The organism is Pseudomonas sp. PA-6-3C, assembly GCF_021605825.1.
In the GTDB taxonomy this organism is placed as follows: domain Bacteria; phylum Pseudomonadota; class Gammaproteobacteria; order Pseudomonadales; family Pseudomonadaceae; genus Aquipseudomonas; species Aquipseudomonas edaphica.
The window spans coordinates 1-25,696 of the sequence record NZ_WKDV01000066.1; the positions used below are offsets into that span (position 1 = coordinate 1).

The window sequence follows — 25,696 nt, forward strand, 5'->3', positions numbered from 1 at the left end:
GCGGTGGGTCAGGACGCACATCTAACCCTGACCCACCGCTATCGCAGCGATGCGGCGACCCGACAAGCCAGCTCCCACAGGGGGCCAGCTGTGTTCTTTAGAACTTACCGATGACGGTAGTGATGCTTGTTCTTGCGATGCCCATAGGCATGCCCGCGTCCACGGTGGTCATCTCGATCGTAACGACGGTTGTCACGCCCGCGGTAGCGGCGGTCGTCGTCATCGCTCTTGTTGCCCATGTAGTTGCCCAGCGCGCCACCTGCACCACCGCCGGCTGCTGAGCCGACCAGTGCGCCGGTGCTGCCGCCCATGCTGCGGCCCACGACGTTGCCGCCGGCTGCGCCCAGTGCGCCACCAATGGCGGCTTCGCCACGGCTGCGTCTATCGGCACCCACCGCACTGCCGCCTGCGCCACCCAAGGCTGCGCCGATGGTGGAACCTGTGTTGCCGCCCAACTGCTGGCCGACAACCGAACCTAGAACCCCGCCCAATGCGCCGCCCACACCGGCTTCGGTGGTGCCACCGGCCATGGCTGCGCCACTGACCAGGCCAAGGGACAACAAGAGAATCGAGGAGAACTTCATAGAGAGACCTCAAGAGGATGACGGCGCGATCCTGAGGTTGTATCGAGGCGCTGACAATCGAAAACCGACCGGCGGTAGAGGTTGTATACAATTCGCTAAGTTGCTGTTTTGTATAGGGAACTTAAGTCGATTTTGTGAGTCTTTAGCTACTTCGGAAGGGCCGCTTTTATGCAAAAGCGGCCTTTTTTTGTGCCTGAGTAAAACTGCCGGCATTGTTCTCTTGTGGCGAGGGAGCAAGCTCGCGCTGGGTTGCGCAGCGACCCCAACATTATTACGGTCGCTACGCACCCGAGCGGGAGCAAGCTCCCTCGCCACGATGGGCTCTGCTTAGGCTGAACGGGCCATGATCAAGCCACTGTCGCTCGCCGCTTCCAGGCAAATCGCGACGAACTTCGACGTCGGCGTATGGCTGCCATCCCCGGTGCTTTCCAGCGGCACCAGCGGGTTCACTTCCGGGTAGTACGCCGCCGCCTGGCCCGCCGGAATATCAAACGCCAGCAAGGTAAAGCCCTTCACGCGGCGCTCGCGGCCATCTTCCCACAGCGACACAATGTCAGCCTTCTGACCCGGCTTGAAGCCCAGGCGGATGATGTCCGCTTCGTTGACGAACAGCACGTCACGCTGGCCTTTGACCCCACGGTAGCGGTCGTCCAGGCCATAAATGGTGGTGTTGTACTGATCGTGGGAACGCATCGATTGCATGATCAGGTCCGGCACCCGCCCTGTGGCGTGGGTGCGTTCGTGGATCAGGTCTTTGGGCAGCACGTTCGGGCGGAAATTAGCGCGGCCCGACGGCGTGTTCCAGCGGCGTGCACCGGCGGAGTTGCCCAGGTAGAAACCGCCTGGGTGTTTGATGCGTTCGTTGAAGTCCTTGAAGCCTGGGATGGTATCGGCGATCAAGTCGCGGATGCGCCCGTAGTCGGCCACCAGCCAGTTCCAGTCCACCGGCTTGCTGCCCAACGTGGCGGCGGCAATCCCGGCCAGAATCGCCGGCTCGGACTTCATCAGCTTCGACAGCGGCTGCAGCTGGCCATTGGAGCCGTGCACCATGCTGAACGAGTCTTCCACTGTCACGGCTTGCGGGCCGTCGGCCTGGATATCGATGTCGGTACGGCCCAGGCACGGCAGGATCAGCGCGTCTTTGCCGTGCATCAGGTGGCTGCGGTTGAGTTTGGTGCTGATCTGCACGGTCAGGTCGCAACTGCGCAGGGCTTCAAAGGTGCGCGGGCTGTCTGGCGTGGCTTGGGCGAAGTTGCCGCCCAGGCCGATAAACACCTTGGAACGGCCTTCGAGCATGGCGTGGATCGCTTCGACCACGTTGTGGCCATTGGTACGCGGCACCTGGAACTGGAAGCGGCGCTCCAGCGAATCCAAAAACGCCACCGGCGGGCGTTCGTTGATGCCCATGGTGCGGTCGCCCTGCACGTTACTGTGGCCGCGCACCGGGCACAGCCCAGCGCCTGGGCGGCCGATGTTGCCGCGCAGCAGCATCAGGTTGGCGATTTCCTGGATGGTCGGCACCGAATGGCGATGCTGGGTAATGCCCATCGCCCAGCACATGATCACGTTTTTGCCTTTGGCGTACATGCGCGCCGCTTGCTCGATCTCGACCAGGGTGAGGCCGGACTGCGCGACGATTTCATCCCATGGGGTGTCGTCGATCTGGCCCAGGTACTCCAGCACGTTGACGCTGTGTTCATTGAGGAAGTCGTGGTCGAACACCGCCTCTTTGCCTTCGGCCTGGGCCTGGCGTTCCCACAGCAGCAGGAACTTGGCCATGCCGCGCAGGATGGCCATGTCGCCACCCAGTGCCGGGCGGAAGTACGCGGTGTTGGTCGGTTTGTCGCCGTTGGTGAGCATTTCCAGCGGGTGTTGCGGGTGCTGGAAGCGTTCCAGGCCACGCTCTTTGAGCGGGTTGATGCACACCACCTGGGCGCCACGTTTTACCGCTTCGCGCAGCGGCTCAAGCATGCGCGGGTGGTTGGTGCCGGGGTTCTGGCCCCAGACGAAAATCGCATCGGCATGTTCGAAGTCATCAAAGGTCACGGTACCTTTGCCTACGCCCACACTTTGCGCCAGGGCGACGCCGCTGGCTTCGTGGCACATGTTCGAGCAGTCCGGGAAATTGTTGGTGCCGTAGGCGCGCACAAACAGCTGGTACAGGTACGCTGCTTCGTTGCTGGCCCGGCCCGAGGTGTAGAACTCGGCCATGTCCGGGCTTGGCAGGGCGTTGAGGTGCTTGCCGATCAGGTCAAAGGCGGCATCCCAACTGATGGCTTTATAGCGATCTGTCTCGGCGTCGTAGCGCATCGGCTCGGTCAGGCGGCCCTGGTATTCCAGCCAGTAGTCACTCTGCTCCAGCAGTGCAGTCACGCTGTGCTTGGCGAAGAAGGCCGCGTCCACACGGCGCTTGGTGGCTTCCCAGTTGACCGCCTTGGCGCCGTTCTCGCAGAACTTGACCATGCCGCTTTCCGGCGAGTCGCCCCAGGCGCAGCCAGGGCAGTCGAAACCGCCGTTCTGGTTGGTCTTGAGCATCATGCGCAGGTTTTTCATGGCGTTGTCGCTGGTCAGCCAGGCCTGCGCCACGCTGATCAGTGCGCCCCAGCCGCCGGCCGGGCCTTTGTAAGGCTTGTAGCGCGGAGTCGGGGTTTGGTCGGCTTGGTGATGCAGGCTCATGGCTGGTTCTCCATCGCAGGGCTGTAGACCCGCGGCGCACTTTTCTGCGGCAGGTGGATGAGATTGAGGTTGTGCCGGCGCGCCCATTGCAGGGCCAGGCCGGTGGGCGACGACAGGCTGACCAGGGTCTGGATGCCTGCGCGCAAGACTTTCTGGATCAATTCGAGGCTGCAGCGGCTGGTGACAATGGCCAGGCCGCCGTCGGTCGGAATTTTTTGGCGGATCAGCGCGCCGATCAATTTATCCAGGGCGTTATGTCGGCCGATGTCTTCGCGGCCCATCAGCAACTCGCCCTGGTTATTCATAAAGATCGCCGCATGCACCGCGCCGCTGTGCTGGCCCAAAGGCTGAAAGGCGCTGATGCGTTGGCGCAGGCCGTCGAGCCATTCGGCAGGCGGCAACGGCGCACCGGGTAGCACTTGCAGGTCTGGCAAGGCTTGCTCCACGGCTTCCACCCCGCACAGGCCGCAACCGCTTGTGCCGGCCAGCTGGCGGCGTTGCTGCTTGAGGTTCCAGAAGGCCCGGCTGGAAATCTGCACCTGAGCGTATTGGGTAGAACCAGCACCGCTGAGTTTCAGATCATAAATGTCGCTAACGTCGGCGATAATGCCGCTGCCGATGCTGAAGCCGACGATGAAGTCTTCCAGGTCGGTGGGCGTCACCAGCATCACCGCCTGGCTGATGTCGTTGTAGGCAATCGCCAACGCCACTTCTTCGGCCAATGCAGTGCTGGCAATTTCAGTGTGTTCCAGATTGCAAAACTGGTAGCTCTGGCTGGCGGCCGGCGCGGGCGTTTCGAGGGCAGGCGCCGCGCAGACTGGGCGCTTGGCGTTCATGGGGCAGTACCACCGAGGGAATGATCAATGTTTAGACTAGGCGCGACAAAGGGTCGCGTCTAATCGGCTGTACTGATCTATTGATAGATGGCGTCGATCAAGGCGCGTGTTGCGGGCTTATTCCTGCCAGCGCGCAGGCTAGCGTGTTTGGGTCTTTGGCGTGCCTGGAACCCAAGGCTGCAGGACTGGTCTAGTCTTGGGCATCTGGAACTTAAACCCCAAGGAGAGCGCACCATGAGTATTTTTAGCTTTGTTAAGGAAGCAGGCGAGAAGTTGATTGACCTGTTGACGCCGGGTAACGCCAATGCGAGCGATGAGCTGAAGGATCACATCAGCAAGGTAGGGCTCGGAAATCCGAACATCACCGCAACCGTTGAGGGCGACAAAGTCACCGTTAAAGGTGAAGTTGCCACTCAGGAAGAGAAAGAGAAAATCATCCTGGCTGCGGGCAATATCGCCGGTGTTGGCAGTGTGGATGACCAGATCACCGTGACTGGCCCGGCCGCGGCAGCCGCCCGTTTTGTCACCGTTGCAAAAGGTGACACGCTCAGCGCTATTTCCAAGCGCGAATATGGCGATGCCAACAAATACCAAAAAATCTTTGAGGCCAACAAGCCGTTGTTGTCGCACCCGGACAAAATTTACCCAGGGCAAGTACTGCGTATTCCTGAGTAACACACAGAGCTAACTGTGGGAGCAGCTTTGTGTGGGAGCCGGGCTTGCCCGCGATGCAGGCAGCGCGGTGTGTCAGTCACACCGCGGTGATGCAATCGCAGGCAAGCCAGCTCCCACACTGGCCAGCTCCCACATTCACATTCCCACATTTACATTAGAGCCCGGCAATCAGATCTCTGTAATCATCGACTGCCGCAAACTCCCCTGTGTCCTTTGGCCCCTTCTTGCTGTCCGGCTCTTTGACCGCCAGCAAATGCCCCACGCCAAACTCGCGCGCACTGCGCAGGATCGGCAAGGTGTCATCGATAAACAGGCTGCGGGCCGGGTCGAACTGGATGTCGGCTTGCAACGCATCCCAGAATTGCCGGTGTTCCTTGGCGAAACCGTAGTCGTGGGAACTGATCAACCGCTCGAAATACGGCGCCAGTTCAATGCGCTCCAACTTCAATGACAGCGAATCACGATGGGCGTTGGTGATCAAAATCACACGCTTGCCGGCCTGTTTGATTGCCGCCAGAAAGGTGTCCGCGTCCGGGCGCAGGGCGATCAGGTGGGCGGTTTCCAGTTTGAGTTCGCGCACCGGAATGTTCAGCTCGGCACTCCAGAAATCCAGGCAATACCATTGCAACCGTCCGGCGTTACGCTCGAACAGCGGCTGCAACTCCATGTCGGCCATGGCCCGGCTCACCCCGTGCAAATCGGCGTAACGCTGGGGCAGGTGCTCCATCCAGAAGTGGTTGTCGAAGTGCAGGTCGAGCAAGGTGCCGTCCATGTCCAGCAGGACGGTGTCGATGGCGTGCCAGGGCAAAGAGGGCATGGGGCGTTCTCATGTAAGTAAAGATATCCGACACAGACAATCGGAAAAGCCACGGTATAGTAACCCGATCACGCCAAGGAGCCGCTTATGCGCCAGAAACCCACCGTCCTCGCCCGCGAAATAGTCGCCAGTAGCCGTTTGTTCCGCGTGGAGGAAGTGCAATTGCGCTTTTCCAATGGCGTTGAACGGACCTACGAGCGCCTGGTAGGCCGCGGTGCCGGTTACGGCGCGGTGATGATCGTGGCGATGATCGATGCCGACCACGCGTTGCTGGTGGAAGAGTACTGCGGCGGTACCGACGAATATGAATTGTCGTTGCCCAAGGGCCTGATCGAACCTGGCGAGGACGTACTGGCGGCGGCCAACCGCGAGCTCAAGGAGGAGGCCGGTTATGGCGCGCGCCAGTTGGAGCACATTACCGAACTGTCCTTGTCGCCTGGCTATATGAGCCAGAAAATCCAGGTGGTGCTGGCCACCGAGCTGTATGAAGAGCGCCTGGAAGGCGATGAACCTGAGCCCATGCGTGTGGAGCGCGTCAACCTGCGCGAGCTGTCGATGCTGGCGCAAAACGAGCAGTTCAGTGAAGGCCGTGCATTGGCGGCCCTGTATTTGGTACGAGACCTGTTGACCCAGCGTGGAGCTTTTGTCGCATGAGCGAACTGTTTTTAGGCCATCCGTTTATTGCCCCTGTGATCGAGCTGGCACGCCAGGCAGGTGAAGTCATCCTGCCGTATTGGCGCGCGGACGTGGCGGTCACCGCCAAGGCGGATGATTCACCGGTGACGGCGGCCGACCTGGCGGCTCACCATCTGATCCTGGCGGGCCTTACCGCTCTGGACCCGAGCATCCCGGTGCTGTCCGAAGAAGACGCCGATATCGACCAGAACGTGCGTGCCGGCTGGCAGCGCTGGTGGTTGGTGGACCCGCTGGATGGCACCAAGGAGTTTATTTCCGGCAGCGAAGAATTTACCGTCAACATTGCGTTGATCGAGCAAGGCCGCGTGGTGTTTGGCGTGGTGTCGATGCCCACCAGTGGCCGTTGCTACTTCGGTGGCGCGGGCCTGGGCGCGTGGCGCTCGGACGTGAGTGAGGCGCCCAAGCAGATCCAGGTACGCCAGACCCCGGCGGCCGGCGAGGCGTTTACCGTGGTAGCCAGCCGCCGCCATAGCAGCCCGGAACAGGAACGCTTGCTCAGTGGCTTGAGCGAAGGTTTGGGTGAGCTGAAATTGGCGAATATTGGCAGCTCGCTGAAGTTCTGCCTGTTGGCCGAAGGCAGTGCCGATTGCTACCCGCGTCTGGCGCCGACGTCGCAGTGGGACACGGCTGCAGCCCAGGGTGTGCTGGAAGGGGCGGGTGGTGAGGTGTTGGAGTTGAGTGGTGCGCCGTTCAGCTATCCGGCGCGGGCTTCGTTGTTAAACCCGTTCTTTCTGGCGTTGCCGGCCAAGGCAGCGTGGCGCGAGCGCCTGCTGACCCTGGCCCGTTCTTAAGGCCACAACAGGTCAAAATGTGGGAGCTGGCTTGCCTGCGATAGCGGTAGATCAGTCACTAATGAGGTGAGTGTAAGACCGCTATCGCAGGCAAGCCAGCTCCCACAGTTGGTTTTGTGTTGTGACGGTTAGCGGTGCAGGACGTATTGGCCAGTGAAGGCTACAGCCCGCTCCTCACTGCCCTCATTCACAATCCACGTCTCCAACGCCAACCGCGCCCGGCCATAGCGTTTGTATGTCGCCACAAAGCGCTTCCACACCTTGTCTTCCGGCGCCGCGCAAATAGCGATCGCATCCTGAGTCACTGGCAGTGGATAACTGATCTGCCCTTCCTGAATCACGATATGCCCGTCTTCGACACCTTCTTCGCGCAGTTTCAGGTGCAGCCAACCCCAACCCGCCAATACGGCGCCGCAATAGAGGCTGCCGCCAAACATGGTGCTCTTGTGGTTGATATTGGCCTGTAAGGGCAGGTGCAGCTGCAATTGGCTGTGTTGCCAGCCGAGCACCTTGAGGCCCATTTCCCGGGTGAGGGGGATGTCGTGGTGAAGGATCGATTCCAGGTAGCGGCTGTCGCGGTTCATGGCGGTCTCTTGGCGGGTCATTCGTCGTCGGCGCTGTGGCTGGCGCTGTCGGCGAAGTTCAGGCCGTGCTTGCGCAGTTTGTCGTGCAGGGTTTTGCGCGGGATGCCCAGGGCTTCGGCGAGGCTGCGCACCGAGCTGTGGGGGCGGGTCAGCTCGGCGGCGATCAGGCTTTTTTCGAACTGCTCGACCTGATCGCTCAAGCCGCCAGAGGTTGACGTCAGCACGCCCGTGGCGGGGTTGTCCGCCGTGGCGTCCAGTGCCAGTTCCAGCCCAAGGGCAAAGCGCTCGGCTGCATTTTGCAGTTCGCGCACATTGCCCGGCCAGCTGTGGCGCAACAGCAGGGCACGTTGACCCGGTTGCAGCTCGTGCAACGGCAGGCCGTGGCGACTGCTGGCTTCGTCGGCAAAATGCTGGAACAACATCAGTGCGTCTTCACCGCGCTCGCGCAGTGGCGGAATGCGCAGCGGCGCGACGTTGAGACGGTAGTACAAGTCGGCCCTGAAGCGTCCCTGGTCGGCGGACTGGCGCAGGTCTTCCTTGGTGGCGGCGATGATGCGGATATCCAGCGGGATCAGCTGATTGCCACCCAGACGCTCGACCACTCGCTCCTGCAACAAACGCAGCAATTTGACCTGCACATCCAGGCTCATGCTTTCGATTTCATCGAGGAACAGCGTGCCGCCATTGGCGAACTCGAACTTGCCGATGCGGCGTTTCTGCGCGCCGGTAAAGGCGCCCGGCTCATGGCCGAACAGTTCGCTTTCGACCACCGATTCCGCCAGGGCACCGGCGTTGATCGCCACAAAAGGCCCGCTGCGGCGGCTCGACAGGTCGTGCAGGGCGCGGGCCACCACTTCTTTGCCGGCGCCGGTTTCGCCGAGGATCAACACATCGGCGCGGGTTGCCGCCAGGGCGCCGATCTGCTCGCGCAAGCGCAGCATCTGCGGCGAATGCCCGACCAGGCGCGTGCTCAGTTGCTGGCGATCACTGAGGGCCAGGCGCAGGCTGCGGTTATCCAGCACCAGACGGCGCAGGGCCAACGCGCGGCGCACGCTGTCGAGCAGGGCATCACTGGCGAACGGTTTTTCGAGGAAGTCATAGGCCCCGGCGCGCATGGCTTGCACCGCCAGCGGCACATCGCCGTGGCCGGTTATCAGCAGCACCGGCAGGTCCGGGTCCTGGCCGTGCAGTTCAGCCAGCAGCTCCAGGCCGTCCATGCCGGGCATGCGGATATCGCTGACCACCACGCCCGGCCAATCGCGGGACAGGCGCGCCGTGAGGCCCGTGGCTTCGCCCAGGGTCAGGACTTTCAGCCCGGCCAGGTCCAGGGTCTGGCACAGAGCCTGACGCAAGTGTGGATCGTCGTCGATCAACACCACCTGGATCTGGTTATCGATACTCATACACTGCGGTCCTCGGACGGTTGCAGACTCACGCCCGGCGAGCCGGCACGCAATTTCAGGGTTAACAGTGCGCCGCCTTCCTTGTGGTTGGCGAACAACAATTCGCCGCCAAAGGCACGCATCAAGGTGTCACAGATCGCCAGGCCCAACCCCAAACCCTGGGTGCGGGTCTTGGTGGTGTAGAACGGTTCGCTGGCGCGGCCCAGGGCTTCCATGCAAAACCCTGGGCCGTTGTCGCGAATGTACAGGTTGACGCCCTGTTCGGTGGTTTGGGCACTCAGCCACAGTTTGCGCGGCGGGCCTTTTTCGGTGAGGGCGTCGAGGGCGTTGGCCAGCAGGTTGCCGAGCACCTGGCGCAGGCGGGTTTCGCCGGCTTGCACCCACAAGGTCGCCTCGGGCAAGTCGCGGATCAACTCGACTTCCATCGAGCGCCGCCGTTTGGCCAGCAACGCCAGGGCATCGTCGAGTGCCGGTTGCAGGGCTACGCTTTCCGGGGCGTGGCGGTCGCGGCGGGCGAAGGCGCGCAGGTGCGCGATGATCGAGGCCATGCGCCCGGTCAGTTCGCTGATCAGCTTGAGGTTGCCACGGGCGTCGTTGGTACGTTCGTGGTCGAGCAGGATCTCGGCGTTTTCCGCGTAGCTGCGGATCGCCGCCAGCGGCTGGTTGAGTTCGTGGCTGATACTCGCCGACATGGTGCCCAGCGCCGACAGCTTGCCGGCCTGCACCAGGTCATCCTGGGCGCGCACCAGTTCCTGCTGGGCGTGCTCACGCTCCAGCACCTCCTGTTTGAGGCGGCGGTTAAGGCCTTCGAGGTCGCTGGTGCGCTCGATCACACGCGCTTCCAGTTCGCGGCGGGCCTTGGCTTCGAAGGCGATGCGCTCCAGGTAGTGGCGACGGCGCTGCATCATCAAACCCAGCAGCAACATCAGCACCAACAGCGTCGCGCCGCCAACGGCCACTACGGTGCGCACCGGGCGATTGATCAGCGAGCGCGGTGCAAGAATTTCCACGGTCCAGCCGGTCTCGGCGATGGCCGTGGATTGGCGCAGCCATGCCGTGGTGCTCAACGCCAGCGGTTGCGGGTCGCGGGTCGGGTAGGGCTGGATGGCGATGATTGCCTGGCGCTCTTGCGCCGTGAGCGGCCGGGTCGCCCGGAAGCGCCATTGCGGGCGTGAGGTGAGGATGACCACGCCGTTGTGGTCGGTCACCAGCAGTTGCTCGGGGGTTTTGCCCCATAGGCTTTCGGTGTGGTCCAGGTCAACCTTGACCACCAGCACGCCAATTATTTTGGCGCCATCGCGTACAGCGGCGGCGAAGAAGTAGCCGCGTTTGGCCGAGGTGGTGCCCAGGCCGAAAAACCGTCCCAGGCGCCCGGCCATGGCTTCGCTGAAATAGGGCCGGAACGAGAAGTTACGGTCGACAAAACTGTCCTGCTTGTCCCAGTTGGAGGCGGCGAGGGTCTTGCCGGTGGTGTCCATCAGGTACATCACTTCCACCCCGGCCTGGGCGGCAACGTCCTTGAGCAGCAGGTTGGCGTTGGTCAGGTTGGCGCTGACCTGAGGCGCATCCAGCGCGGTGCGCAGGGCCGGCAAGTCACCGAGGATCTGCGGCAGCACTTCATAGCGGTGCAGGGTGCCGAGGAGGTTGGCGACGTACAGGTCGAGGGTCTGACGGTTTTGCCCGGCGAGTTCGCTGCGGTAATAGCGCTCGGCCAGATGCTCCAGCGGCCACAGCAGCGGTGCCAGGCACAACGCCAATAAGGCGAGGCTGCGCCAGCGAGGTCTACGCGGGAGGGGTGGAGTCATGGGAGTCATGCGCCTGTGGGAACAGGCGCATTATGCCTAGGGCCGGCGTGCAAGGCACTCGCCGGTCATGCAAACAGATCGGCGTCTGCCAATGCCTTGCCGTTCTGATCCTTGGCGGACAAGGTCGGTGTGCCCTCAAACTGCCAGTCAGTCTTGAGTTCCGGGTCGTCCCAGCGAATACAACGCTCTGCCGAAGGCGTGTAGTAATCGGTGGTTTTGTAGAGGAACTCGGCAGAGTCGCTGAGCACCACAAAACCATGGGGTCGAGGATCAATACTTCGGGCAACTCCGTAGCGATCACACTCATCGGTTGCACTCGCCGGGTGAACAGGTCGTGTGATCAAAACCTTATGCGATCAGGTCTTTTGGGTCGGTATTGCCCAGGCGCTCGCCTTGATAGCTGCCGTCCTGGACCCTGCGGCACCAGTCCAGGTTATCGAGGTACCACTGCACGGTTTTGCGCAGGCCGGTTTCAAAGGTTTCTTCCGGAACCCAGCCCAGCTCGTTTTCGATCTTGCTCGCGTCGATCGCGTAGCGCTGGTCGTGGCCTGGGCGGTCTTTGACGAAGGTGATCAGGTCGGTGAACTTCTCCACACCGGCCGGGCGTTGTGGCGCCAGTTCTTCGAGCAGGCTGCAGATGCCGCGTACCACGTCGATGTTCTTTTGCTCGTTGTGACCGCCGATGTTGTAGGTCTCGCCGACCACACCTTCGGTGACCACTTTCAACAAGGCGCGGGCGTGGTCTTCGACGAACAGCCAGTCGCGGACCTGCAGGCCGTCGCCGTAGACCGGCAGTGGCTTGCCGGCGAGGGCGTTGAGGATGACCAGCGGGATCAGTTTCTCGGGGAAGTGGAACGGCCCGTAGTTGTTTGAGCAGTTGGTCAGCAGCACCGGCAAGCCATAGGTGCGCTGCCAGGCGCGGACCAGGTGGTCGGAGGCGGCTTTACTGGCCGAATACGGCGAGCTGGGTGCGTAAGGCGTGGTTTCGGTGAACAAGTCATCCACGCCGTGGAGGTCGCCGTACACTTCGTCGGTGGAAATATGGTGGAAACGGAACGCGCTCTTGGCCGGTTCTTCCAGGGTCTGCCAATAGGCGCGGGTGGCTTCCAGCAGGCTGTAGGTGCCGACGATGTTGGTCTGGATAAAGTCCGAGGGGCCATCAATGGAACGGTCGACGTGCGACTCGGCGGCCAGGTGCATGATGGCCTGCGGCTCAAAGCGCGCCAGCACGGAGCTGACGGCGGCCTGGTCGATGATGTCGGCCTGCACGAACTCATAGCGGCTGTTGGCGGCGATGCTGGTGAGTGACTCCAGGTTGCCGGCGTAGGTGAGTTTGTCCAGGTTGAGCACTTCGTGCTCGGTGTGTTGAATCAAGTGACGAACCAGGGCAGAACCGATGAAGCCGGCGCCGCCGGTGATGAGAATGCGCATTCAGAGAGCCTTTTTTCCAAGACAGACATTAAGCCAGAGCATAGCTTGAGTTACGCGGCGGGGCGGCGCAAGCATACTCGGGTGAAGAAGGGTTGCCTTGATCGCCTGCGCGAGTTGGGTTTCCATGCTGCGGACCGGCGACTACCTCAAAATCCTCAAGATCAAGCCGCCGATGGTGGCGTCTAAACGCAGCGTGGATTTCTTTGTCGACATGTTGTCGAAGGTGCTCGATGAGCAACTATAGGTAGTCGATTGTTATCGACTAAGGCTTGTCATACTTGTCGGCTATGATCTTTTATCACTTTTAAAGCCGATTTTTATCCGTTATAAAGTCGACCTTCACCCCATTCGGAGTCCTGAACGCCATGACCACCCTGCACAGCACACCTCGCGCCGATGGCTTCTACATGCCTGCCGAATGGGCGCCACAAACCCAAACCTGGATGATCTGGCCCGAGCGCCCGGACAACTGGCGCCTGGGCGGCAAGCCGGCGCAGGCGGCCCATGTGGCGGTGGCCAAGGCCATTGCGCGCTTTGAACCGGTGACCGTCGCAGTGTCTGCCGGCCAGTACGAGAACGCCCGTGCGCGCCTGGATGTGCCCAATATCCGCGTGGTGGAAATGTCCAACGACGATGCCTGGGTGCGCGACACCGGCCCGACCTTTGTGATCAATAACAGCGGCGAAGTGCGCGGCGTGAACTGGGATTTCAACGCCTGGGGCGGCTTTGACGGCGGCCTGTATGCGCCGTGGAGCCGCGATTCGCAGGTGGGCGGCAAGATCCTCGAGATCGAACGTGCGCCGCGCTACCGCACCGAAGGCTTCGTGCTGGAAGGCGGTTCGATCCATGTCGACGGCGAAGGCACCGTGATCACCACCGAAGAATGCCTGTTGAACCGCAACCGCAACCCGCATCTGGACCGTGCGGCGATCGAAGCGGTGCTGCGTGACAATTTGGCGGTGGATAAAGTCATCTGGTTGCCGGACGGCCTGTTCAACGACGAAACCGACGGCCATGTGGATAACTTCTGCTGCTACGTGCGCCCCGGCGAAGTGTTGCTGGCCTGGACCGATGACCCGCAAGACCCTAACTACGCGCGCTGCCACGCCGCCATGGCCGTGCTGCAAAGCAGCACGGACGCTAAAGGCCGCCCGTTCACAGTGCATAAAATGCCGATCCCAGGCCCGTTGTACGCGACCGAACAGGAATGCGCCGGTGTCGATCCGGTAGACGGCTCGCAGGAGCGTAATCCGACTGTGCGCCTGGCGGGTTCCTACGTGAACTTCCTGATCGTTAACGGCGGCATCATCGCGCCAAGCTTCGACGACCCGCTGGACAGCCAGGCCAAAGAGATCCTGCAGAACCTGTTCCCGCAGCACGAAGTGGTGATGGTGCCGGGCCGTGAACTGTTACTGGGCGGCGGCAATATCCATTGCCTGACCCAACAACAGCCTGCACCGCACAAAAACTGAGTGCGGTTGTAACAGCGTTTGAGTGAACGCCGAGCGCTACTTGTTTATAGCGCTTGCAGCAAGCCCGCAGCCTGGCTAGGTTGCGGGCTTTTTTGTGTCCGAATGCCTATAAACACGGGACATTGGCATAGCTCTTGTATCGGTGTTGCCACAGTGTCCCAAGGTGATGACTGCACAGTTCTGTCACAAACCTTGAGTAAGTTAGCCGCTCACGCAGTAGGAGAGAGCGCTGAAATGAATGCCGATATCAACCCGATCTACACGCGCCCGTTCCACCCGACGCGGGTTAGTGGTGATGCGATCCATGCGCTGGCGCTTTGGTTGAAGGCAAACGGCTCGCGACAGGTGAGGCAGCAACAGCCTGATGTGCGCAGTGTCATGAGTGAGCGCTACCCGGCGGGGTTGTTCAGTGAGGATGAGCTGCTGGCGTTGTGCGAACTACTGAAAACCTGAAGAACACCAAGATCAATTGTGGGAGCTGGCTTGCCTGCGAAGGCATTCTGTCAGCCAGCGACTTTCCAGCAGATACACCGCTTTCGCAGGCAAGCCAGCTCCCACATTGACCGAGTGAAATTTAGAAGTTGTAGGTGCCTGTTGCCCGCAGGCTCGGTGAACTAGTGCAAAAACTGAAGACCACTGAGATGAATAGTGGGAGCTGGCTTGCCTGCGAAGGCATTCTGTCAGCCAGCGACTTTCCAGCATATACACCGCTTTCGCAGGCAAGCCAGCTCCCACATTGACCGAGTGAAACTTAGAAATTGTAGGTGCCGGTTACCACCAGGCTACGTGGCTCGCCCGGTTGGATCTGCGCTGCGCTGGTGGCCGAGGCGTAGTAGTTTTTGTCCGCGATGTTGTTCAGCGCCGCACGCACGTCCCATTCTTTCTGGCGGAACCCGGCCAGTGCATCCCAGCGGCCGTAACCAGGCAGCACCACGGTGTTGAGGTTGTCGGCATAACGGTCGCCCACCAGGGTCAGGCCGGTTTCTGCGTACCAACCCATCTCCGGTTTCCAGGTAATAAACAGGCTGGCGTTACGCTTGGCGACGTCGCTGATGCGTTTGCCTTCAAAGCCGTTGTTGTCCTTCACCACCTTGGCATCCTGCAGGCCAATGCCGCCGCGTACATACCAGTTGCCGACGACTTTGCCGGTGGCGGTCAGCTCCACGCCGCGTGAGCGTTGTTCGCCGGTGAGCAGGGTGATGGTGCGGTCCAGTGGGTCGCTGGTGCGGCGGTTGTAGAGTTCCAGCTCGTACACGGCCAGGGTGGTGCTCAGGCGGTCGTCGAGCCAGTCGCTTTTAACGCCGATTTCCTTTTGCTTGGTCAACTCGGGGCTCAGGTCGTTGACGGCGCCTGCAGCATTGGGGGTGATGCCGATCAAGCCGCCGCCAGCTGGCGAGAAGGTCTTGCTCCAGGAAGCATAGAACGAGTGGTGTTCCAGCGGCGTCCAGACCAGGCCGATGCGCGGGCTGGTGCTGTGGCTGTCGACCGCCTGCTGGGTGTTGAGCAGCTTGCTGGTGGTGTCCACTTCAAAGTGGTCGTAACGCAGGCCGGCCAGCACTTGCCATTGATCGTTGAGGCGCAATTGGTCCTGCACGTAAAGGGCGCGGCTTTCGACTTCGGTGTGGTTGTTGCTGGAAACACTCATGCGCCCGGTGTGGCTCAAGTGGCGGTCGGGCTGGTTGAGGTCCAGGCTCGGCACGGCCTGGCCGCCACGGTTGGTGGCGGTGGCGCTGTACAACTTTGGATCACGGCGCTGGCTGCCCAGCTCCAGGCCGGTGAGCAGGCGGTGCTCCAGGCCGAAAGTGTCGAACCCGCCTTCCAGCTCAAGGTTGTTGAACACGTTGCGGGTGTTCAGGTCTTGTTGCCAGCGCTGGCGCGAGACTTTGTTGGTTTTTGGGTCGTAGCCGACCTGGTAGGTGTTGTCGAAATCGCTGTCGAGCTTGAACACGCCGAGGGTGTGGCGCAGCTGCCAGTTGGCGTTGAGTTCATAAGCCAGCTTGGAGCGCAGAGACTGGGATTTATCGTCGATGTAATCGCGGCTATCGAAGTAGGTCGTGCTGCGGCTCACATCGGCCGGGCGGCCGTTGACCCCGGGAATGCCACGGTCCGGCGTGCGGTTGTAACGGCTGTATTCGTATTGCACCAGCCAGTTCAGGTCCGGCGTCAGTTGCCAGCTCATCGACGGCGCGAACAACTGGCGATTGCCGCTCACACCGTCGCGAAAGCTGTTGTTGTCCTGGTTGCCCATGTTCAGACGCAGGCTGATGTTATCCGTTGGGTCGGTGCTGAGGTCGGCATACAGGCTGCGCAGATCCTGGCTGCCACCTTGGGCTTCGATGCTGGAGGTGTGGCCCGCCTGGGGCAGTTTGCTCACGCGGTTGACGATCCCGCCCTGGCCGCCGCGCCCGTACAGCACGGCGGCCGGGCCTTTGAGCACTTCGATGCGCTCGATGTTATGCAGGTCGCGCACGTACTGGCTGTCGTCGCGGATGCCGTCCAGGTAGAAGTCATTGCTCGCGTCAAAACCCCGGATACGCAGGCTGTCGAAGCGCGTATCGGCGCCGCTGCTGACGTTGGGAATGCCGCTTAACGCCTGCCCCAGGTCGTTGGTGCCGTAGGAACGCAGGCTTTCGGTTTTAACCGAGTCGATGGCCTGGGGCACGTAACGCACCGAGGTGGCTGTGCGGGTGGCGGTGTTGGTCTCCTTGACGCGCGGGTCGTCTTCGTCGGCTTCGGCGCTCACCGACGTTTCGGGCAAGACCGTGGCGGCACAGGCGAAACCGGCAGACAGCAAAACAGAAAGCCCAAAAGTGATGGGCGTCAGGCGAGAGGCAGGCATGGGGAATAAATCCAAAAGTGTTGGAAAAAGGAAAGTGCGCGAATGGTAATGCTTTGCATTTGCGCAGGTTATCTATTCCCAAACATACCCTCGTCAAAAATGTTACATAATGTGTTTTCTTGACGAATCAGACGATTTTTCAGGCTCGAGCGAGGGCCTTGGAATGCACCGCTTAGAATTATTTCGCCTAAATACAGACGATTCACGAAATTGACACATAGTTCAACGCGCGCATAGGATTGCGCCCAACGCCTGTGGCTCACCGCCATGACTCATCCAATAAAAAAAGGCCCGCGGCAGTTCAGTCGTCCGCGGGCCTTGTTTTTTCTGGAGGAAGTCGACACCAGAAAAGCGACACGGAGCCTGGTGTCACAGCGCGTACTCAACCAGTAATAAGGAATATAAGAAATGTTGAAGCAACGGATGAGTCTGATCGCTCTGGGGATTTTGAGCGCATCGACAGCAATGGCTAACGACCAGGAGCAATCCAAGGGTTTCGTGGACGACAGCCACCTGAACATCGCAGCACGTAACGCCTACATCAGCCGTGACTACAAAAACGGCAAGCAAGACAAAGCCGAATGGGGCCAGGGCTTCATCGGCAAGTTCGAATCCGGCTTCACCCAAGGCACCGTCGGTGTGGGTGTGGACGTGATCGGCCAATACGCCATTCGCCTGGACGGTGGTAAAGGTCGCAGCGGCGCTGGCGGTATCGACTTCTTCAAGCAAGGCGACAGCGGCGAAGCCGCCAACGACCTGGCCAAGGGCGGCGCTGCCGTGAAGTTCCGTGTCTCTAACACTGTACTCAAGTACGGTGACCAGATGCCGGCTGTGCCTGTGCTGCAGTACGACAACTCCCGTCTGTTGTCGGAAACCTACACCGGTACTTCGATCGTTTCCAAAGAGATCGCCGGCCTGCAACTGGACGCCGGTCACTTCACCAAGGAAGCTCGCAAGAGCGCCGAAGGTTCTGACAGTGGCGCGCTGAAAAGCATCGACTACATCGGTGGTAGCTACAAATTCACCGAAAGCCTGTCGGCCGCGTTGTACGCCTCCAACATGCAGGACGTGCTGAAGAAGCAATACGTCAACGTCAACTACGTGCTGGCCCTGCCAGAAAAGCAATCGTTGACCTTTGACTTCAACGGCTACAAAACCAAGCTGGACCGCAGCTTCGCGCTGGAAAACCAAGGTGATGCGGACGCCCGCGACAACAAAATCTGGAGCCTGGGCGCTACCTGGGCTGTTGGCCCGCACAGCTTCACCCTCGCTCACCAGCGCAGCACCGGTGACACCGGCTACCTGTACGGCGGCTACCGCAACGCTGGCGGTATCGGCGACGGCGGCAATACCATCCTGCTGGCCAACTCCTACTGGTCCGACTTCAACGGCAAGGACGAGCGCTCCTGGCAAGCAGGCTACGGCCTGGACTTCAGCGCCTTCGGCGTGCCTGGCCTGACCTACAACATCGCTTACGTGCGCGGCACCAACATTGACGACGGTTCCAACCGTGGCAGTGGCACCGAGCGTGAAATCTTCAACCAGTTCAAATATGTCGTTCAAAGCGGCCCAGCCAAAGACCTGAGCCTGCGCGCTCGTGCGTCGTGGTTGCGCGTCTCCAGCAACGCCAGCAACTACAACGTAGGCGGTAACGAAATCCGTCTGTTCGCCGACTACCCGATCAACGTTTTCTAATTGATCGCACGTCGCGCCTGATGCCAGGCGATAAAAAACCCCGACTGGTTCGGGGTTTTTTTATGCCTTTGGATCAGCGACGGTGATCGTTCCCACGCTCTGCGTGGGAACGCCTCTAGGGACGCTCCGCGTCCCGCCGTCAACGATCAAGGGTGGTTTTTTTATCAGTTTTGCGGACGCCAGCGGGAGGCGTCCAATCGTGTAGAAGTACCGCGGGAACTTGTTACACCACATCACTAATGTAGTACTCAAACCCCCCTTTATCTCGACTCAGCGCACGCCTAAATTGACCCCACTGCCGGCCCATCACCCCGATGCCCGCCCATTGGAGCCATCACCATGCCCTTCGTCAGCCTGCGCATCACCCGTGACGGCGTGACCCCTGAGCAAAAAGCCCAGGTCATCGCCGAGTTCACCGAAACCCTCGAACGCGTGCTCAACAAGCGCCCGGACCTGACCCACATCGTCATCGAAGAAATCGACACCGATAACTGGGGCTACGCCGGCATCACCACCACCGAATACCGCAAATCCCAAGCCCTTACCGGAGAAACAAAATGAGCAAAGTCGTGATCATTACCGGTGCCTCGCAAGGCATCGGCGCCGCCGTGGTTCAAGCCTACCGCGCCCTCGATTACCGCGTGGTGGCCACCTCGCGTTCGATCCAGCCGTCCACCGACCCGAACATCCTCACGGTGCCCGGCGACATCGCTGACCCGGCCACTGCCCAGCGTGTCATCCGCGAAGCCCTGGCCACCTTCGGGCGTGTCGACAGCCTGATCAACAACGCCGGCATCTTCATCGCCAAACCCTTCACCGCCTACACCCAGCACGACTACGCCAACGTGCTGGCGGTGAACCTCAACGGCTTTTTCTACATCACCCAACTGGCCATCGCCGAGATGGAAAAACACGGCGCTGGCCACGTCGTCAATGTGACCACCAGCCTGGTCGATCACGCCATCGACGGCGTGCCTTCGGTACTCGCCAGCCTCACCAAAGGCGGGCTGAACGCCGCGACCAAATCCCTGGCGATTGAATACGCCAAACGCGGCATTCGAGTGAACGCGGTAAGCCCGGGCATCATCAAGACGCCGATGCATGGCGAAGACTCCCACGCTGCATTGGGGCAACTGCACCCGGTAGGGCGCATGGGCGAAGTGAGTGATATTGCCCAGGCGATCACCTACCTGGAAAGCGCGGGGTTTGTCACCGGTGAGATCCTGCATGTGGACGGCGGGCAAAGCGCCGGGCACTGACACGCTGACGCGCCTGGCCTAACCCGGCCGGGCGTGGTCATCCCGTGGCGAGCGCCCGAAAAAGGCCTTATAGGCCCGGCTGAACGCGGCCTCGGACTCATAGCCAATCGCAAAACCCACCTCGCCGATGGGACCTTCCTGCTGGCCCGGCGTTGCATGAATAGCCCGTAGCGCCCGAGCGATACGCACATCCGACAACCAAGCGCTTCTATGTGGGAGCCGGGCCGAACTGCGATAGCGCCCGCCCGGCAAGCCCATTTACCGCTTACTGCTCAGCATTACAGGGCGACGCCAACACCTTCACCACATCATCAATCACCGCCTTGCTCATCTCCTGCAAATAATGCGACGCCCAGGCATAACGGTCCGTCTCCTTCGTCATCGCCGCATCTTCTGCGAGCAACTTGGCGACGTGAAGCAAATCGGAAACGTGGTGCAAGGCTTCATGCAGGGAAACACCGCTGTTGACGCGGAACAGAGGTTGGTCGGAGTGAAAGGAGAAAGGGGTGACGCCGAGGGTGGTGAGTGCGGGTGGGTTTGTTGCGGTCATTGGTGGAACTCCCATATCAATTGAGAGCTACCACGTTCGTTCTCAGGCGAATGGGTGGCAGCTGTGCGCAGGCTGAGAAACCGGAGATACAGGAACCCGGCAGACCCGAAGGTCTCCCACGCACAGCCGCCATTGCACGAAATGCGGGGCGAAAAAAAACGCCTGCAAATCGGGTGTTTGGGGCGCTGTGGCGCCTGCATCTTGCCGGGTTCTCAGGCCCGATCGCTGAATTGGCAGCGACGCGTGACATTAGCGTCTTGAGCTGATAGCTGCAAGTGCGAAAATTAGGTCTACTGGTCCGTCATTTCGTCGATCAAACGTTAGCTTGCGATAGTACGCCAGCTCTGAGACATTGCACTTTCTAGAAATCAATCAGCGAACTTTGGATTACTAGTGAAAACCGAACTGGTTGCTTTTTGGACATTAATGGAATGATTAAGAGTTAGGGGAATGGACTTGAAATACGACTCATTGAGGGCTCTGGAGCTTCTTAAGCTAGGCTCAGGTAACCATGCTGCGAAATTCCGTAATGATCAAGAAACGGCAATTCGACATGTTGTTGAGGGGCATGGACGTTTGCTGGTTGTTCAAAAAACAGGTTGGGGAAAAAGTTTTGTCTATTTTATTGCGACCAAACTACTCAGGGAGGGTGGTCTTGGGCCTGCATTGTTAGTGTCTCCTCTTCTTGCTCTTATGAGGAATCAGGTAGCAGCTGCGGAGAGGATGGGGGTTCGTGCAGCCACTATTAACTCTGATAACGAAAGTGCTTGGGAAGGAATCGAAAAGCAAATCTCTAGAAATGAAATTGATATTTTAATAATTTCGCCAGAGCGTTTAGCAAATGAAAGATTTCGAGATAAAATTTTAGCCTCGCTGGTAAAGCAGGTATCATTGTTGGTAGTTGATGAGGCGCATTGCATTTCAGATTGGGGGCATGATTTCCGGCCACATTATAGGCTACTAGAGCGGACGATAAAAATTCTTCCTTCTAGTATGCGTGTCTTGGCCACTACCGCCACTGCAAATAAACGAGTGTTAGATGATTTGGATGTGGTTCTAGGTCCAGGTTTAACGACTTTAAAAGGTGATCTCAATAGGTCCTCGCTAACGCTACAAACTATAGATATGCCAAATAAAGCCCATCGGTTAGCATGGCTGGCTGAGCAGTTATCGACCCTGGCCGGCAGCGGGATTATCTACGCATTAACTATTCGTGATGCTAATCAGGTTGCTGAATGGCTTAAAGAGCAAGGATTTAATGTAGAGTCTTATACTGGAAGAACAGGAGGTCGGAGAGAGGAGTTGGAGGATGCTCTTCTGCGTAATGAGGTGAAGGCACTAGTTGCAACAACCTCTTTGGGTATGGGTTATGATAAGCCGGATTTGTCCTTCGTCATTCACTACCAAATGCCTGGTTCAGCTGTTGCCTATTATCAGCAAGTTGGACGAGCAGGAAGATCACTCGCTTCCGCTTACGGAGTTCTTCTTTACGGCAATGAAGAGCTGGGAATATCAAATTGGTTTATTGATAGCGCTTTTCCAACTCGCGCTGAAGTTGCGGAAATAATGAAAGTACTTGATGCATCTCTGGGCGCATTGACTATTCCTCAAATGATGCGAACTGTTAACCTTAGCCAAGGTCGAATCGAAAATTCCCTTACTGCGCTTTCTCTGGAATCACCTGCCCCTATTGCTAAAGGTGAAGATGGCTGGCAATTAACCGCGAACATTTTATCTGATAAATTCTGGCTGAGGGCCGATAGACTTACCGCCCTAAGGCGGGAAGAGTTGGGGCAGATGGTTAAATATGTAGGGCTGCCTTTTGGCTCTCATATGAAGTTTCTAATTAGTGCTCTAGATGGTAGTTTGAACTCTGTTAAGTGGCCGACTTTGCCTCCCTTGAAAACTTTTGCGTCAGAAGTGTGGATAGAAAAAGCTTCAACATTTTTAAGTCGTGTAAACATATCTATCGAGCCTCGTAAAAGATGGGCAGCGGGCGGATTGCCGAAGTATCAGCTTCGAGGAAACATACCTGTTGAACACCAAGCAGAAGTAGGTATCGCATTATGCTATTGGGGAGACTCTGGTTGGGGTGGAAAAGTTAAAAAGGGGCGTTATCTTGATAAGCATTTTGATGATGAACTGTTGGAGATTTGTGCGAAAATTATTGAGAAATGGAAGCTAAAGGAACGGCCGACATGGGTGACATCAATCCCTTCTCTCCGTAACCCTGGACTTGTACCAGGTTTTGCAATCCGCTTAGCAAAGCGATTAGACCTACCATTTTATAAATCGCTATCGAAAAACACGCATACAGATGAACAGAAGTCGATGGCTAATATGACCCGCCAAGCCTTAAATGTGGACGGATCTCTCGGGCTATGTATCGAAAAACTTCCTAAGGGACCTGTTCTTCTAGTCGATGATATTGTAAATTCTGGATGGACATTTGCTGTTGCTACGTGGATGTTACGTAATAACGGGTGTGGCAAGGTGTATCCTTTTGCCTTATCAATCACTGGGAACGAAAAATGATTCCAGAGCTTTCAATTAACACGAAGGCAATACTTTTGCTGACTGCCCCCCTCCTTGTGGGGGGGGGGGGGAGGAGTGATCATCTTACTCCGAGAGAATATAAGCGACTCGCACAGTATTTACACAGTATTCGGAAACAGCCGGCTGACTTGGTTTGTTCGGATTCTGCTGATTTGATTCAATCTTGTGCCATATATTTCGAGCCAGGACGTATTGAAAGTCTACTAAGTCGTGAGTTTCTGTTGGGACAAGTTGCTGAGAAGTGGAGAAGTTTGGGGATTTGGGTTTTTAGTCGAGCAGATGCGCAGTATCCCCGTCGTCTAAAAGAAACTATGAAGACTGATGCTCCGCCTATTCTTTATGGCTGTGGAGATTTTAATTTACTAAACTCTGGAGGTTTAGCAGTAGTTGGTTCGCGTAAGATCAGCGATGAAGTGTTTGAGTATTCAGCGTCGATCGGAAGGCTGGCGGCCGCTTCTCAGGTTATGCTTATATCTGGGGGGGCTAAGGGTGTGGATTTGGCTGCCATGAATGGGGCCGATGATGCAGGAGGGCTAGTTTGTGAGGTTATAGCGGAACGTCTTGATAGTGCCGTACTAAATCGAAAAAATCGCATACCGTTGATGGAGGGGCGATTAGTGCTGGTCTCTGCTTATGACCCATCTTCTAAATTTAGCATTGGCCATGCCATGCAAAGAAATAAGTTGATTTATGCTTTGTCCGATTTTTCTTTAGTTGTTAACTGCGATTTTGGAAAAGGAGGGACTTGGGCCGGAGCTATAGAACAATTAGAGAAGCTGCACTATGTACCTGTTTTCGTAAGGTCTGTGGGGCCACCCTGTGAGGGGTTGAGCATGCTATTAAAAAATGGTGCTATTTCATGGCCCAATCCAAGCTCTGTTATTGATTTTAAAAAACTTCTTTATGAGGAACTAATTGGTATTAAGAGCTTGCCGAAACGCGTCCGGCTAGACAGCTTAGGTGTTGATTTCAATAAGTCAAATACTGTCTCTGGTTCGACTTTTGAGCTTTTCATTGAGAGAGAACATTTTGTCGGTGATGTGGGGTATAAGGGTGTGCGCCTTTCCTCCGTGTTAGATGAAAAAAAGGAAGATGCAGCGGGAAAAAATTCTACGGAATTAATAGTTGCAAATCGTTCGGCGTCTGAAGTGTTGTTTGTTGTAGTGAAAGATTTGATATTAAATGTTTTGCTTGAACCTATGAAGGATTCAGAGGTTGCGTCTATTTTAAATGTGTCAACTTCGCAAGCTAGAGCGTGGTTGCAGCAGCTTGTTGAGCAAGGTGTTTTATTAAAGAAGACTCATCCAACGATGTATTTCGTTAAATGATTTTTTTGGAGTTTGTGCGCTGATTTTTTATCGTGCTATCATTTATAATATTTTTACGATACATAGTGGGGAGCGTTTTTTGTCGGTTCCGTAATGATCCGTTTCCATTGTTGGAATTAAAGGCTAAGGCAGATTAAAGAGTATTTGTGTTTGGCGGTTCAGCAAATATTCCTGCAACGATGCGGGCCGGGAAATTACCCCTGCGAAACATAGTCCTCATATTTCTGTGAGTTCTTTTTTGTGATGCCGGTGCAGAGTTGGCCTTAGATTTACTAACTTGAAGAAAAATCGGGGGCAGACATTAGTATGCCTACCATCGACGCTGTGGAGTATTACATCGACTTACGTGAACTGGCTACGCATCTTGGTTGTTGAAGGGCGTGAATTAGGTGGATAGGCTTTTTATTCTCTCCCTAACTCCCCTCAATCAACGCCCGCTCCTCCAACCAAATCTCCTGAACAAACTGATCCGTAATCGCATAAATCCCATGCCCGCGCCGCATAATGATGTTCTCCGCCACCAGCGCAATCACCACCGGCTGAATCTCTTCCACCCGAACCTCTCGGCCGACCGTCTTCGAGTATTCAGATGCAGCATCCGTAGAGAAAATCCCCCGCGCATCACCTCCCGTAGCCGCAATCTTGTTGAAGATAGCTTGAGCCAGGCTGCCCAGTAGCTCGACTTTTTCCAACTCAATACTCGCCGCCGCCGAGCGCAAGGTGCTGGCGATCACGGGCAGGAAAAGGTCTGGATCACCGTCTTGTTGCAAGAGCTGGCGCAAGGCTTTGAGCATTTCCTCAGGGCGATTGCCCAGGGTGTTGAAGGCTTCGATAGCGGCTTCCAGGGACGGCAGCTTCTCTTTCTTTACCGTCATCGAAAGCCGGTTGAGCAGGAACTCAACGTAATCACCTTTCAATAAAGGGTAGGCCGCTGATGTGGCGCCCGAAAACGCTTGGTTGCGTTTTGCGGTCAGCTCGCTGACTTGCGCCCTGTGTGAGCCGGTTCCTATAAACAGGAAGTAGCCCGGCGTATCAGGGCGCGGGTTGATCGCATCGCGGGCGGCCTTGAGTGCCAGGAGCAGTTGGTTGCCATCATCTGTGGAGATCGCGTGTTGTACCTCGTCGATGATCAGCACCAGGTCGGTCTTCGCTTGGTCGACGACCTCTGTGAGCGCTTGCGCCAGCGTTGGGCCATTGGCGCTGCCAATGCTGTCGAGTTTGAAGCCGAATTTGAACCCGGCTGCACCCACATCAATATTGCTGACGCGCTTGAGCATTTCCAGCGCGCAGGAGCCTGGCGTTTGCAGGTCTTGCAGGGTTTTGTAGATGGCGTTGTGCACGAGCGTCGCAGGGTTGGCCAGCGTGTCGCTCCAGAGGTCGACGTAGATGACCAGAGCACCGGCCTCTTCCAGGGCAGGTATCAGGTCGTTTCTCAGAAAGGTCGTTTTGCCTGTACGGCGCAGGCCTGACAGAAACAGACCTGAGCGCAAGCCCTCATCGAGTACGCCTGGATTGAGAAGCTGGTTCGCCATGCTTTCAGCCAATTCAGGGCGCTGAAATATGCTGCTCATGCAATTACCTCTTTTTATGGATACGCCATAATTATTGGCCACCCATAATTTAGCATAAAGGTTGAAAGATGAACCTTTGGTACAGAGATCAGCGCTTGGTAAGGGAAGGGGGGCGATGGGGGATGCGG

The 25,696-nt window shown here is 58.0% G+C and carries 22 protein-coding genes and 1 pseudogene; 10 read left to right on the plus strand and 13 right to left on the minus strand.

From position 1 onward, the window contains the following. Positions 1 to 104: 104 nt before the first annotated feature. The 3 genes from GIW48_RS28150 to fdhD form a co-directional block, all read right to left on the minus strand. Positions 105 to 584 carry a YMGG-like glycine zipper-containing protein gene (locus GIW48_RS28150; RefSeq protein WP_017135379.1) on the minus strand — a complete coding sequence of 160 codons (480 nt, stop codon included), beginning with the start codon at positions 582 to 584 and terminating at the stop codon, positions 105 to 107. A 327-nt stretch (positions 585 to 911) separates the two neighbouring features. Next, positions 912 to 3,260 (minus strand): FdhF/YdeP family oxidoreductase, encoded by a 2,349-nt coding sequence (locus GIW48_RS28155; RefSeq protein ID WP_170039542.1) that lies wholly within the window; start codon positions 3,258 to 3,260, stop codon positions 912 to 914. Further along, on the minus strand, positions 3,257 to 4,096 hold the full coding sequence (gene fdhD / locus GIW48_RS28160; RefSeq protein ID WP_236460969.1) for a formate dehydrogenase accessory sulfurtransferase FdhD: 840 nt from the start codon (positions 4,094 to 4,096) through the stop codon (positions 3,257 to 3,259). Before fdhD ends, GIW48_RS28155 begins: the two co-directional genes overlap by 4 nt. Positions 4,097 to 4,330: 234 nt before the next feature. On the opposite strand from fdhD, the gene lysM reads away from it, so the two are divergent. Then, entirely contained in the window at positions 4,331 to 4,771 is a 441-nt protein-coding gene (lysM, locus tag GIW48_RS28165) for a peptidoglycan-binding protein LysM (RefSeq protein WP_138453661.1), read from the plus strand. Positions 4,772 to 4,925: 154 nt separating this feature from the next. Here lysM and yrfG read toward each other — a convergent pair whose 3' ends face one another. Further along, positions 4,926 to 5,588, minus strand: a complete 663-nt coding sequence (gene yrfG / locus GIW48_RS28170; RefSeq protein ID WP_170039544.1) for a GMP/IMP nucleotidase — start codon at positions 5,586 to 5,588, stop codon at positions 4,926 to 4,928. Between the two features lie 87 nt (positions 5,589 to 5,675). On the opposite strand from yrfG, the gene nudE reads away from it, so the two are divergent. Both nudE and cysQ read left to right on the plus strand, forming a co-directional pair. Then, positions 5,676 to 6,242, plus strand: a complete 567-nt coding sequence (gene nudE / locus GIW48_RS28175) for an ADP compounds hydrolase NudE (protein WP_017135384.1) — start codon at positions 5,676 to 5,678, stop codon at positions 6,240 to 6,242. After that, positions 6,239 to 7,075: a 3'(2'),5'-bisphosphate nucleotidase CysQ gene (gene cysQ, locus GIW48_RS28180; RefSeq protein ID WP_017135385.1), complete on the plus strand. Its 837-nt coding sequence runs from the start codon at positions 6,239 to 6,241 to the stop codon at positions 7,073 to 7,075. Before nudE ends, cysQ begins: the two co-directional genes overlap by 4 nt. A 128-nt stretch (positions 7,076 to 7,203) precedes the next feature. On the opposite strand, the gene GIW48_RS28185 is transcribed toward cysQ, so the two are convergent. The 5 genes and pseudogenes from GIW48_RS28185 to rfbB form a co-directional block, all read right to left on the minus strand. Continuing rightward, positions 7,204 to 7,659, minus strand: coding sequence for a thioesterase domain-containing protein (locus tag GIW48_RS28185; protein WP_017135386.1), 456 nt, complete (start codon positions 7,657 to 7,659; stop codon positions 7,204 to 7,206). A gap of 17 nt (positions 7,660 to 7,676) precedes the next feature. Continuing rightward, positions 7,677 to 9,062 (minus strand): sigma-54-dependent transcriptional regulator, encoded by a 1,386-nt coding sequence (locus tag GIW48_RS28190; protein ID WP_138450817.1) that lies wholly within the window; start codon positions 9,060 to 9,062, stop codon positions 7,677 to 7,679. Then, a complete protein-coding gene (locus GIW48_RS28195; protein WP_017135388.1) occupies positions 9,059 to 10,867 on the minus strand; it encodes a sensor histidine kinase in 1,809 nt (602 codons plus the stop codon). Before GIW48_RS28195 ends, GIW48_RS28190 begins: the two co-directional genes overlap by 4 nt. 65 nt (positions 10,868 to 10,932) lie before the next feature. After that, a pseudogene (locus GIW48_RS28200) lies at positions 10,933 to 11,127 on the minus strand (dTDP-4-dehydrorhamnose 3,5-epimerase family protein); the annotation flags it as partial. Positions 11,128 to 11,215: 88 nt separating this feature from the next. After that, complete coding sequence (gene rfbB / locus GIW48_RS28205; protein ID WP_236460968.1) at positions 11,216 to 12,298, minus strand: dTDP-glucose 4,6-dehydratase; 1,083 nt, start codon at positions 12,296 to 12,298, stop codon at positions 11,216 to 11,218. 365 nt (positions 12,299 to 12,663) lie between these two features. Between rfbB and aguA the strand changes: the two genes are divergently transcribed. Both aguA and GIW48_RS28215 read left to right on the plus strand, forming a co-directional pair. Beyond that, positions 12,664 to 13,770 (plus strand): agmatine deiminase, encoded by a 1,107-nt coding sequence (gene aguA / locus GIW48_RS28210; protein ID WP_017135391.1) that lies wholly within the window; start codon positions 12,664 to 12,666, stop codon positions 13,768 to 13,770. Between the two features lie 234 nt (positions 13,771 to 14,004). Further along, positions 14,005 to 14,223 carry a hypothetical protein gene (locus GIW48_RS28215; protein ID WP_017135392.1) on the plus strand — a complete coding sequence of 73 codons (219 nt, stop codon included), beginning with the start codon at positions 14,005 to 14,007 and terminating at the stop codon, positions 14,221 to 14,223. A 298-nt stretch (positions 14,224 to 14,521) separates the two neighbouring features. On the opposite strand, the gene GIW48_RS28220 is transcribed toward GIW48_RS28215, so the two are convergent. Next, a complete protein-coding gene (locus GIW48_RS28220; RefSeq protein ID WP_099549511.1) occupies positions 14,522 to 16,609 on the minus strand; it encodes a TonB-dependent receptor in 2,088 nt (695 codons plus the stop codon). A gap of 408 nt (positions 16,610 to 17,017) precedes the next feature. Here GIW48_RS28220 and GIW48_RS28225 point away from each other — a divergent pair, with 408 nt between their 5' ends. From GIW48_RS28225 to GIW48_RS28235, 3 genes are all read left to right on the plus strand, one after another. After that, positions 17,018 to 18,304: an OprD family porin gene (locus GIW48_RS28225; RefSeq protein WP_056860697.1), complete on the plus strand. Its 1,287-nt coding sequence runs from the start codon at positions 17,018 to 17,020 to the stop codon at positions 18,302 to 18,304. A 339-nt stretch (positions 18,305 to 18,643) separates the two neighbouring features. Further along, the gene (locus tag GIW48_RS28230; protein WP_053253821.1) at positions 18,644 to 18,865 is read left to right on the plus strand and encodes a tautomerase family protein; all 222 of its coding nucleotides are present in this window, start codon (positions 18,644 to 18,646) and stop codon (positions 18,863 to 18,865) included. After that, positions 18,862 to 19,563, plus strand: a complete 702-nt coding sequence (locus GIW48_RS28235) for an SDR family NAD(P)-dependent oxidoreductase (RefSeq protein ID WP_017135396.1) — start codon at positions 18,862 to 18,864, stop codon at positions 19,561 to 19,563. Before GIW48_RS28230 ends, GIW48_RS28235 begins: the two co-directional genes overlap by 4 nt. An 18-nt stretch (positions 19,564 to 19,581) precedes the next feature. Here the strand turns inward: GIW48_RS28235 and GIW48_RS28240 are convergent, their stop codons facing one another. Together GIW48_RS28240 and GIW48_RS28245 are read right to left on the minus strand one after the other, a co-directional pair. After that, on the minus strand, positions 19,582 to 19,821 hold the full coding sequence (locus tag GIW48_RS28240) for a helix-turn-helix domain-containing protein (RefSeq protein WP_268935024.1): 240 nt from the start codon (positions 19,819 to 19,821) through the stop codon (positions 19,582 to 19,584). 7 nt (positions 19,822 to 19,828) lie between these two features. Next, entirely contained in the window at positions 19,829 to 20,113 is a 285-nt protein-coding gene (locus GIW48_RS28245; RefSeq protein ID WP_068931363.1) for a DUF3077 domain-containing protein, read from the minus strand. Between the two features lie 450 nt (positions 20,114 to 20,563). On the opposite strand from GIW48_RS28245, the gene GIW48_RS28250 reads away from it, so the two are divergent. After that, positions 20,564 to 22,648 (plus strand): RecQ family ATP-dependent DNA helicase, encoded by a 2,085-nt coding sequence (locus tag GIW48_RS28250; protein WP_236460966.1) that lies wholly within the window; start codon positions 20,564 to 20,566, stop codon positions 22,646 to 22,648. Further along, entirely contained in the window at positions 22,645 to 23,997 is a 1,353-nt protein-coding gene (locus GIW48_RS28255) for a DNA-processing protein DprA (RefSeq protein ID WP_236460964.1), read from the plus strand. Before GIW48_RS28250 ends, GIW48_RS28255 begins: the two co-directional genes overlap by 4 nt. Positions 23,998 to 24,410: 413 nt before the next feature. Here the strand turns inward: GIW48_RS28255 and GIW48_RS28260 are convergent, their stop codons facing one another. Further along, entirely contained in the window at positions 24,411 to 25,568 is a 1,158-nt protein-coding gene (locus tag GIW48_RS28260) for an AAA family ATPase (RefSeq protein WP_236460981.1), read from the minus strand. Between the last annotated feature and the right edge of the window lie 128 nt (positions 25,569 to 25,696).

Coding starts and splice junctions, on each gene's coding strand:
- GIW48_RS28150 (WP_017135379.1), bottom strand. CDS start 584: ATGAAGTTCTCCTCGATTCTCTTGTTGTCCCTTGGCCTGGTCAGTGGC.
- GIW48_RS28155 (WP_170039542.1), bottom strand. CDS start 3,260: ATGAGCCTGCATCACCAAGCCGACCAAACCCCGACTCCGCGCTACAAG.
- fdhD (WP_236460969.1), bottom strand. CDS start 4,096: ATGAACGCCAAGCGCCCAGTCTGCGCGGCGCCTGCCCTCGAAACGCCC.
- lysM (WP_138453661.1), top strand. CDS start 4,331: ATGAGTATTTTTAGCTTTGTTAAGGAAGCAGGCGAGAAGTTGATTGAC.
- yrfG (WP_170039544.1), bottom strand. CDS start 5,588: ATGCCCTCTTTGCCCTGGCACGCCATCGACACCGTCCTGCTGGACATG.
- nudE (WP_017135384.1), top strand. CDS start 5,676: ATGCGCCAGAAACCCACCGTCCTCGCCCGCGAAATAGTCGCCAGTAGC.
- cysQ (WP_017135385.1), top strand. CDS start 6,239: ATGAGCGAACTGTTTTTAGGCCATCCGTTTATTGCCCCTGTGATCGAG.
- GIW48_RS28185 (WP_017135386.1), bottom strand. CDS start 7,659: ATGAACCGCGACAGCCGCTACCTGGAATCGATCCTTCACCACGACATC.
- GIW48_RS28190 (WP_138450817.1), bottom strand. CDS start 9,062: ATGAGTATCGATAACCAGATCCAGGTGGTGTTGATCGACGACGATCCA.
- GIW48_RS28195 (WP_017135388.1), bottom strand. CDS start 10,867: ATGACTCCACCCCTCCCGCGTAGACCTCGCTGGCGCAGCCTCGCCTTA.
- rfbB (WP_236460968.1), bottom strand. CDS start 12,298: ATGCGCATTCTCATCACCGGCGGCGCCGGCTTCATCGGTTCTGCCCTG.
- aguA (WP_017135391.1), top strand. CDS start 12,664: ATGACCACCCTGCACAGCACACCTCGCGCCGATGGCTTCTACATGCCT.
- GIW48_RS28215 (WP_017135392.1), top strand. CDS start 14,005: ATGAATGCCGATATCAACCCGATCTACACGCGCCCGTTCCACCCGACG.
- GIW48_RS28220 (WP_099549511.1), bottom strand. CDS start 16,609: ATGCCTGCCTCTCGCCTGACGCCCATCACTTTTGGGCTTTCTGTTTTG.
- GIW48_RS28225 (WP_056860697.1), top strand. CDS start 17,018: ATGTTGAAGCAACGGATGAGTCTGATCGCTCTGGGGATTTTGAGCGCA.
- GIW48_RS28230 (WP_053253821.1), top strand. CDS start 18,644: ATGCCCTTCGTCAGCCTGCGCATCACCCGTGACGGCGTGACCCCTGAG.
- GIW48_RS28235 (WP_017135396.1), top strand. CDS start 18,862: ATGAGCAAAGTCGTGATCATTACCGGTGCCTCGCAAGGCATCGGCGCC.
- GIW48_RS28240 (WP_268935024.1), bottom strand. CDS start 19,821: ATGGGCTTGCCGGGCGGGCGCTATCGCAGTTCGGCCCGGCTCCCACAT.
- GIW48_RS28245 (WP_068931363.1), bottom strand. CDS start 20,113: ATGACCGCAACAAACCCACCCGCACTCACCACCCTCGGCGTCACCCCT.
- GIW48_RS28250 (WP_236460966.1), top strand. CDS start 20,564: ATGGACTTGAAATACGACTCATTGAGGGCTCTGGAGCTTCTTAAGCTA.
- GIW48_RS28255 (WP_236460964.1), top strand. CDS start 22,645: ATGATTCCAGAGCTTTCAATTAACACGAAGGCAATACTTTTGCTGACT.
- GIW48_RS28260 (WP_236460981.1), bottom strand. CDS start 25,568: ATGAGCAGCATATTTCAGCGCCCTGAATTGGCTGAAAGCATGGCGAAC.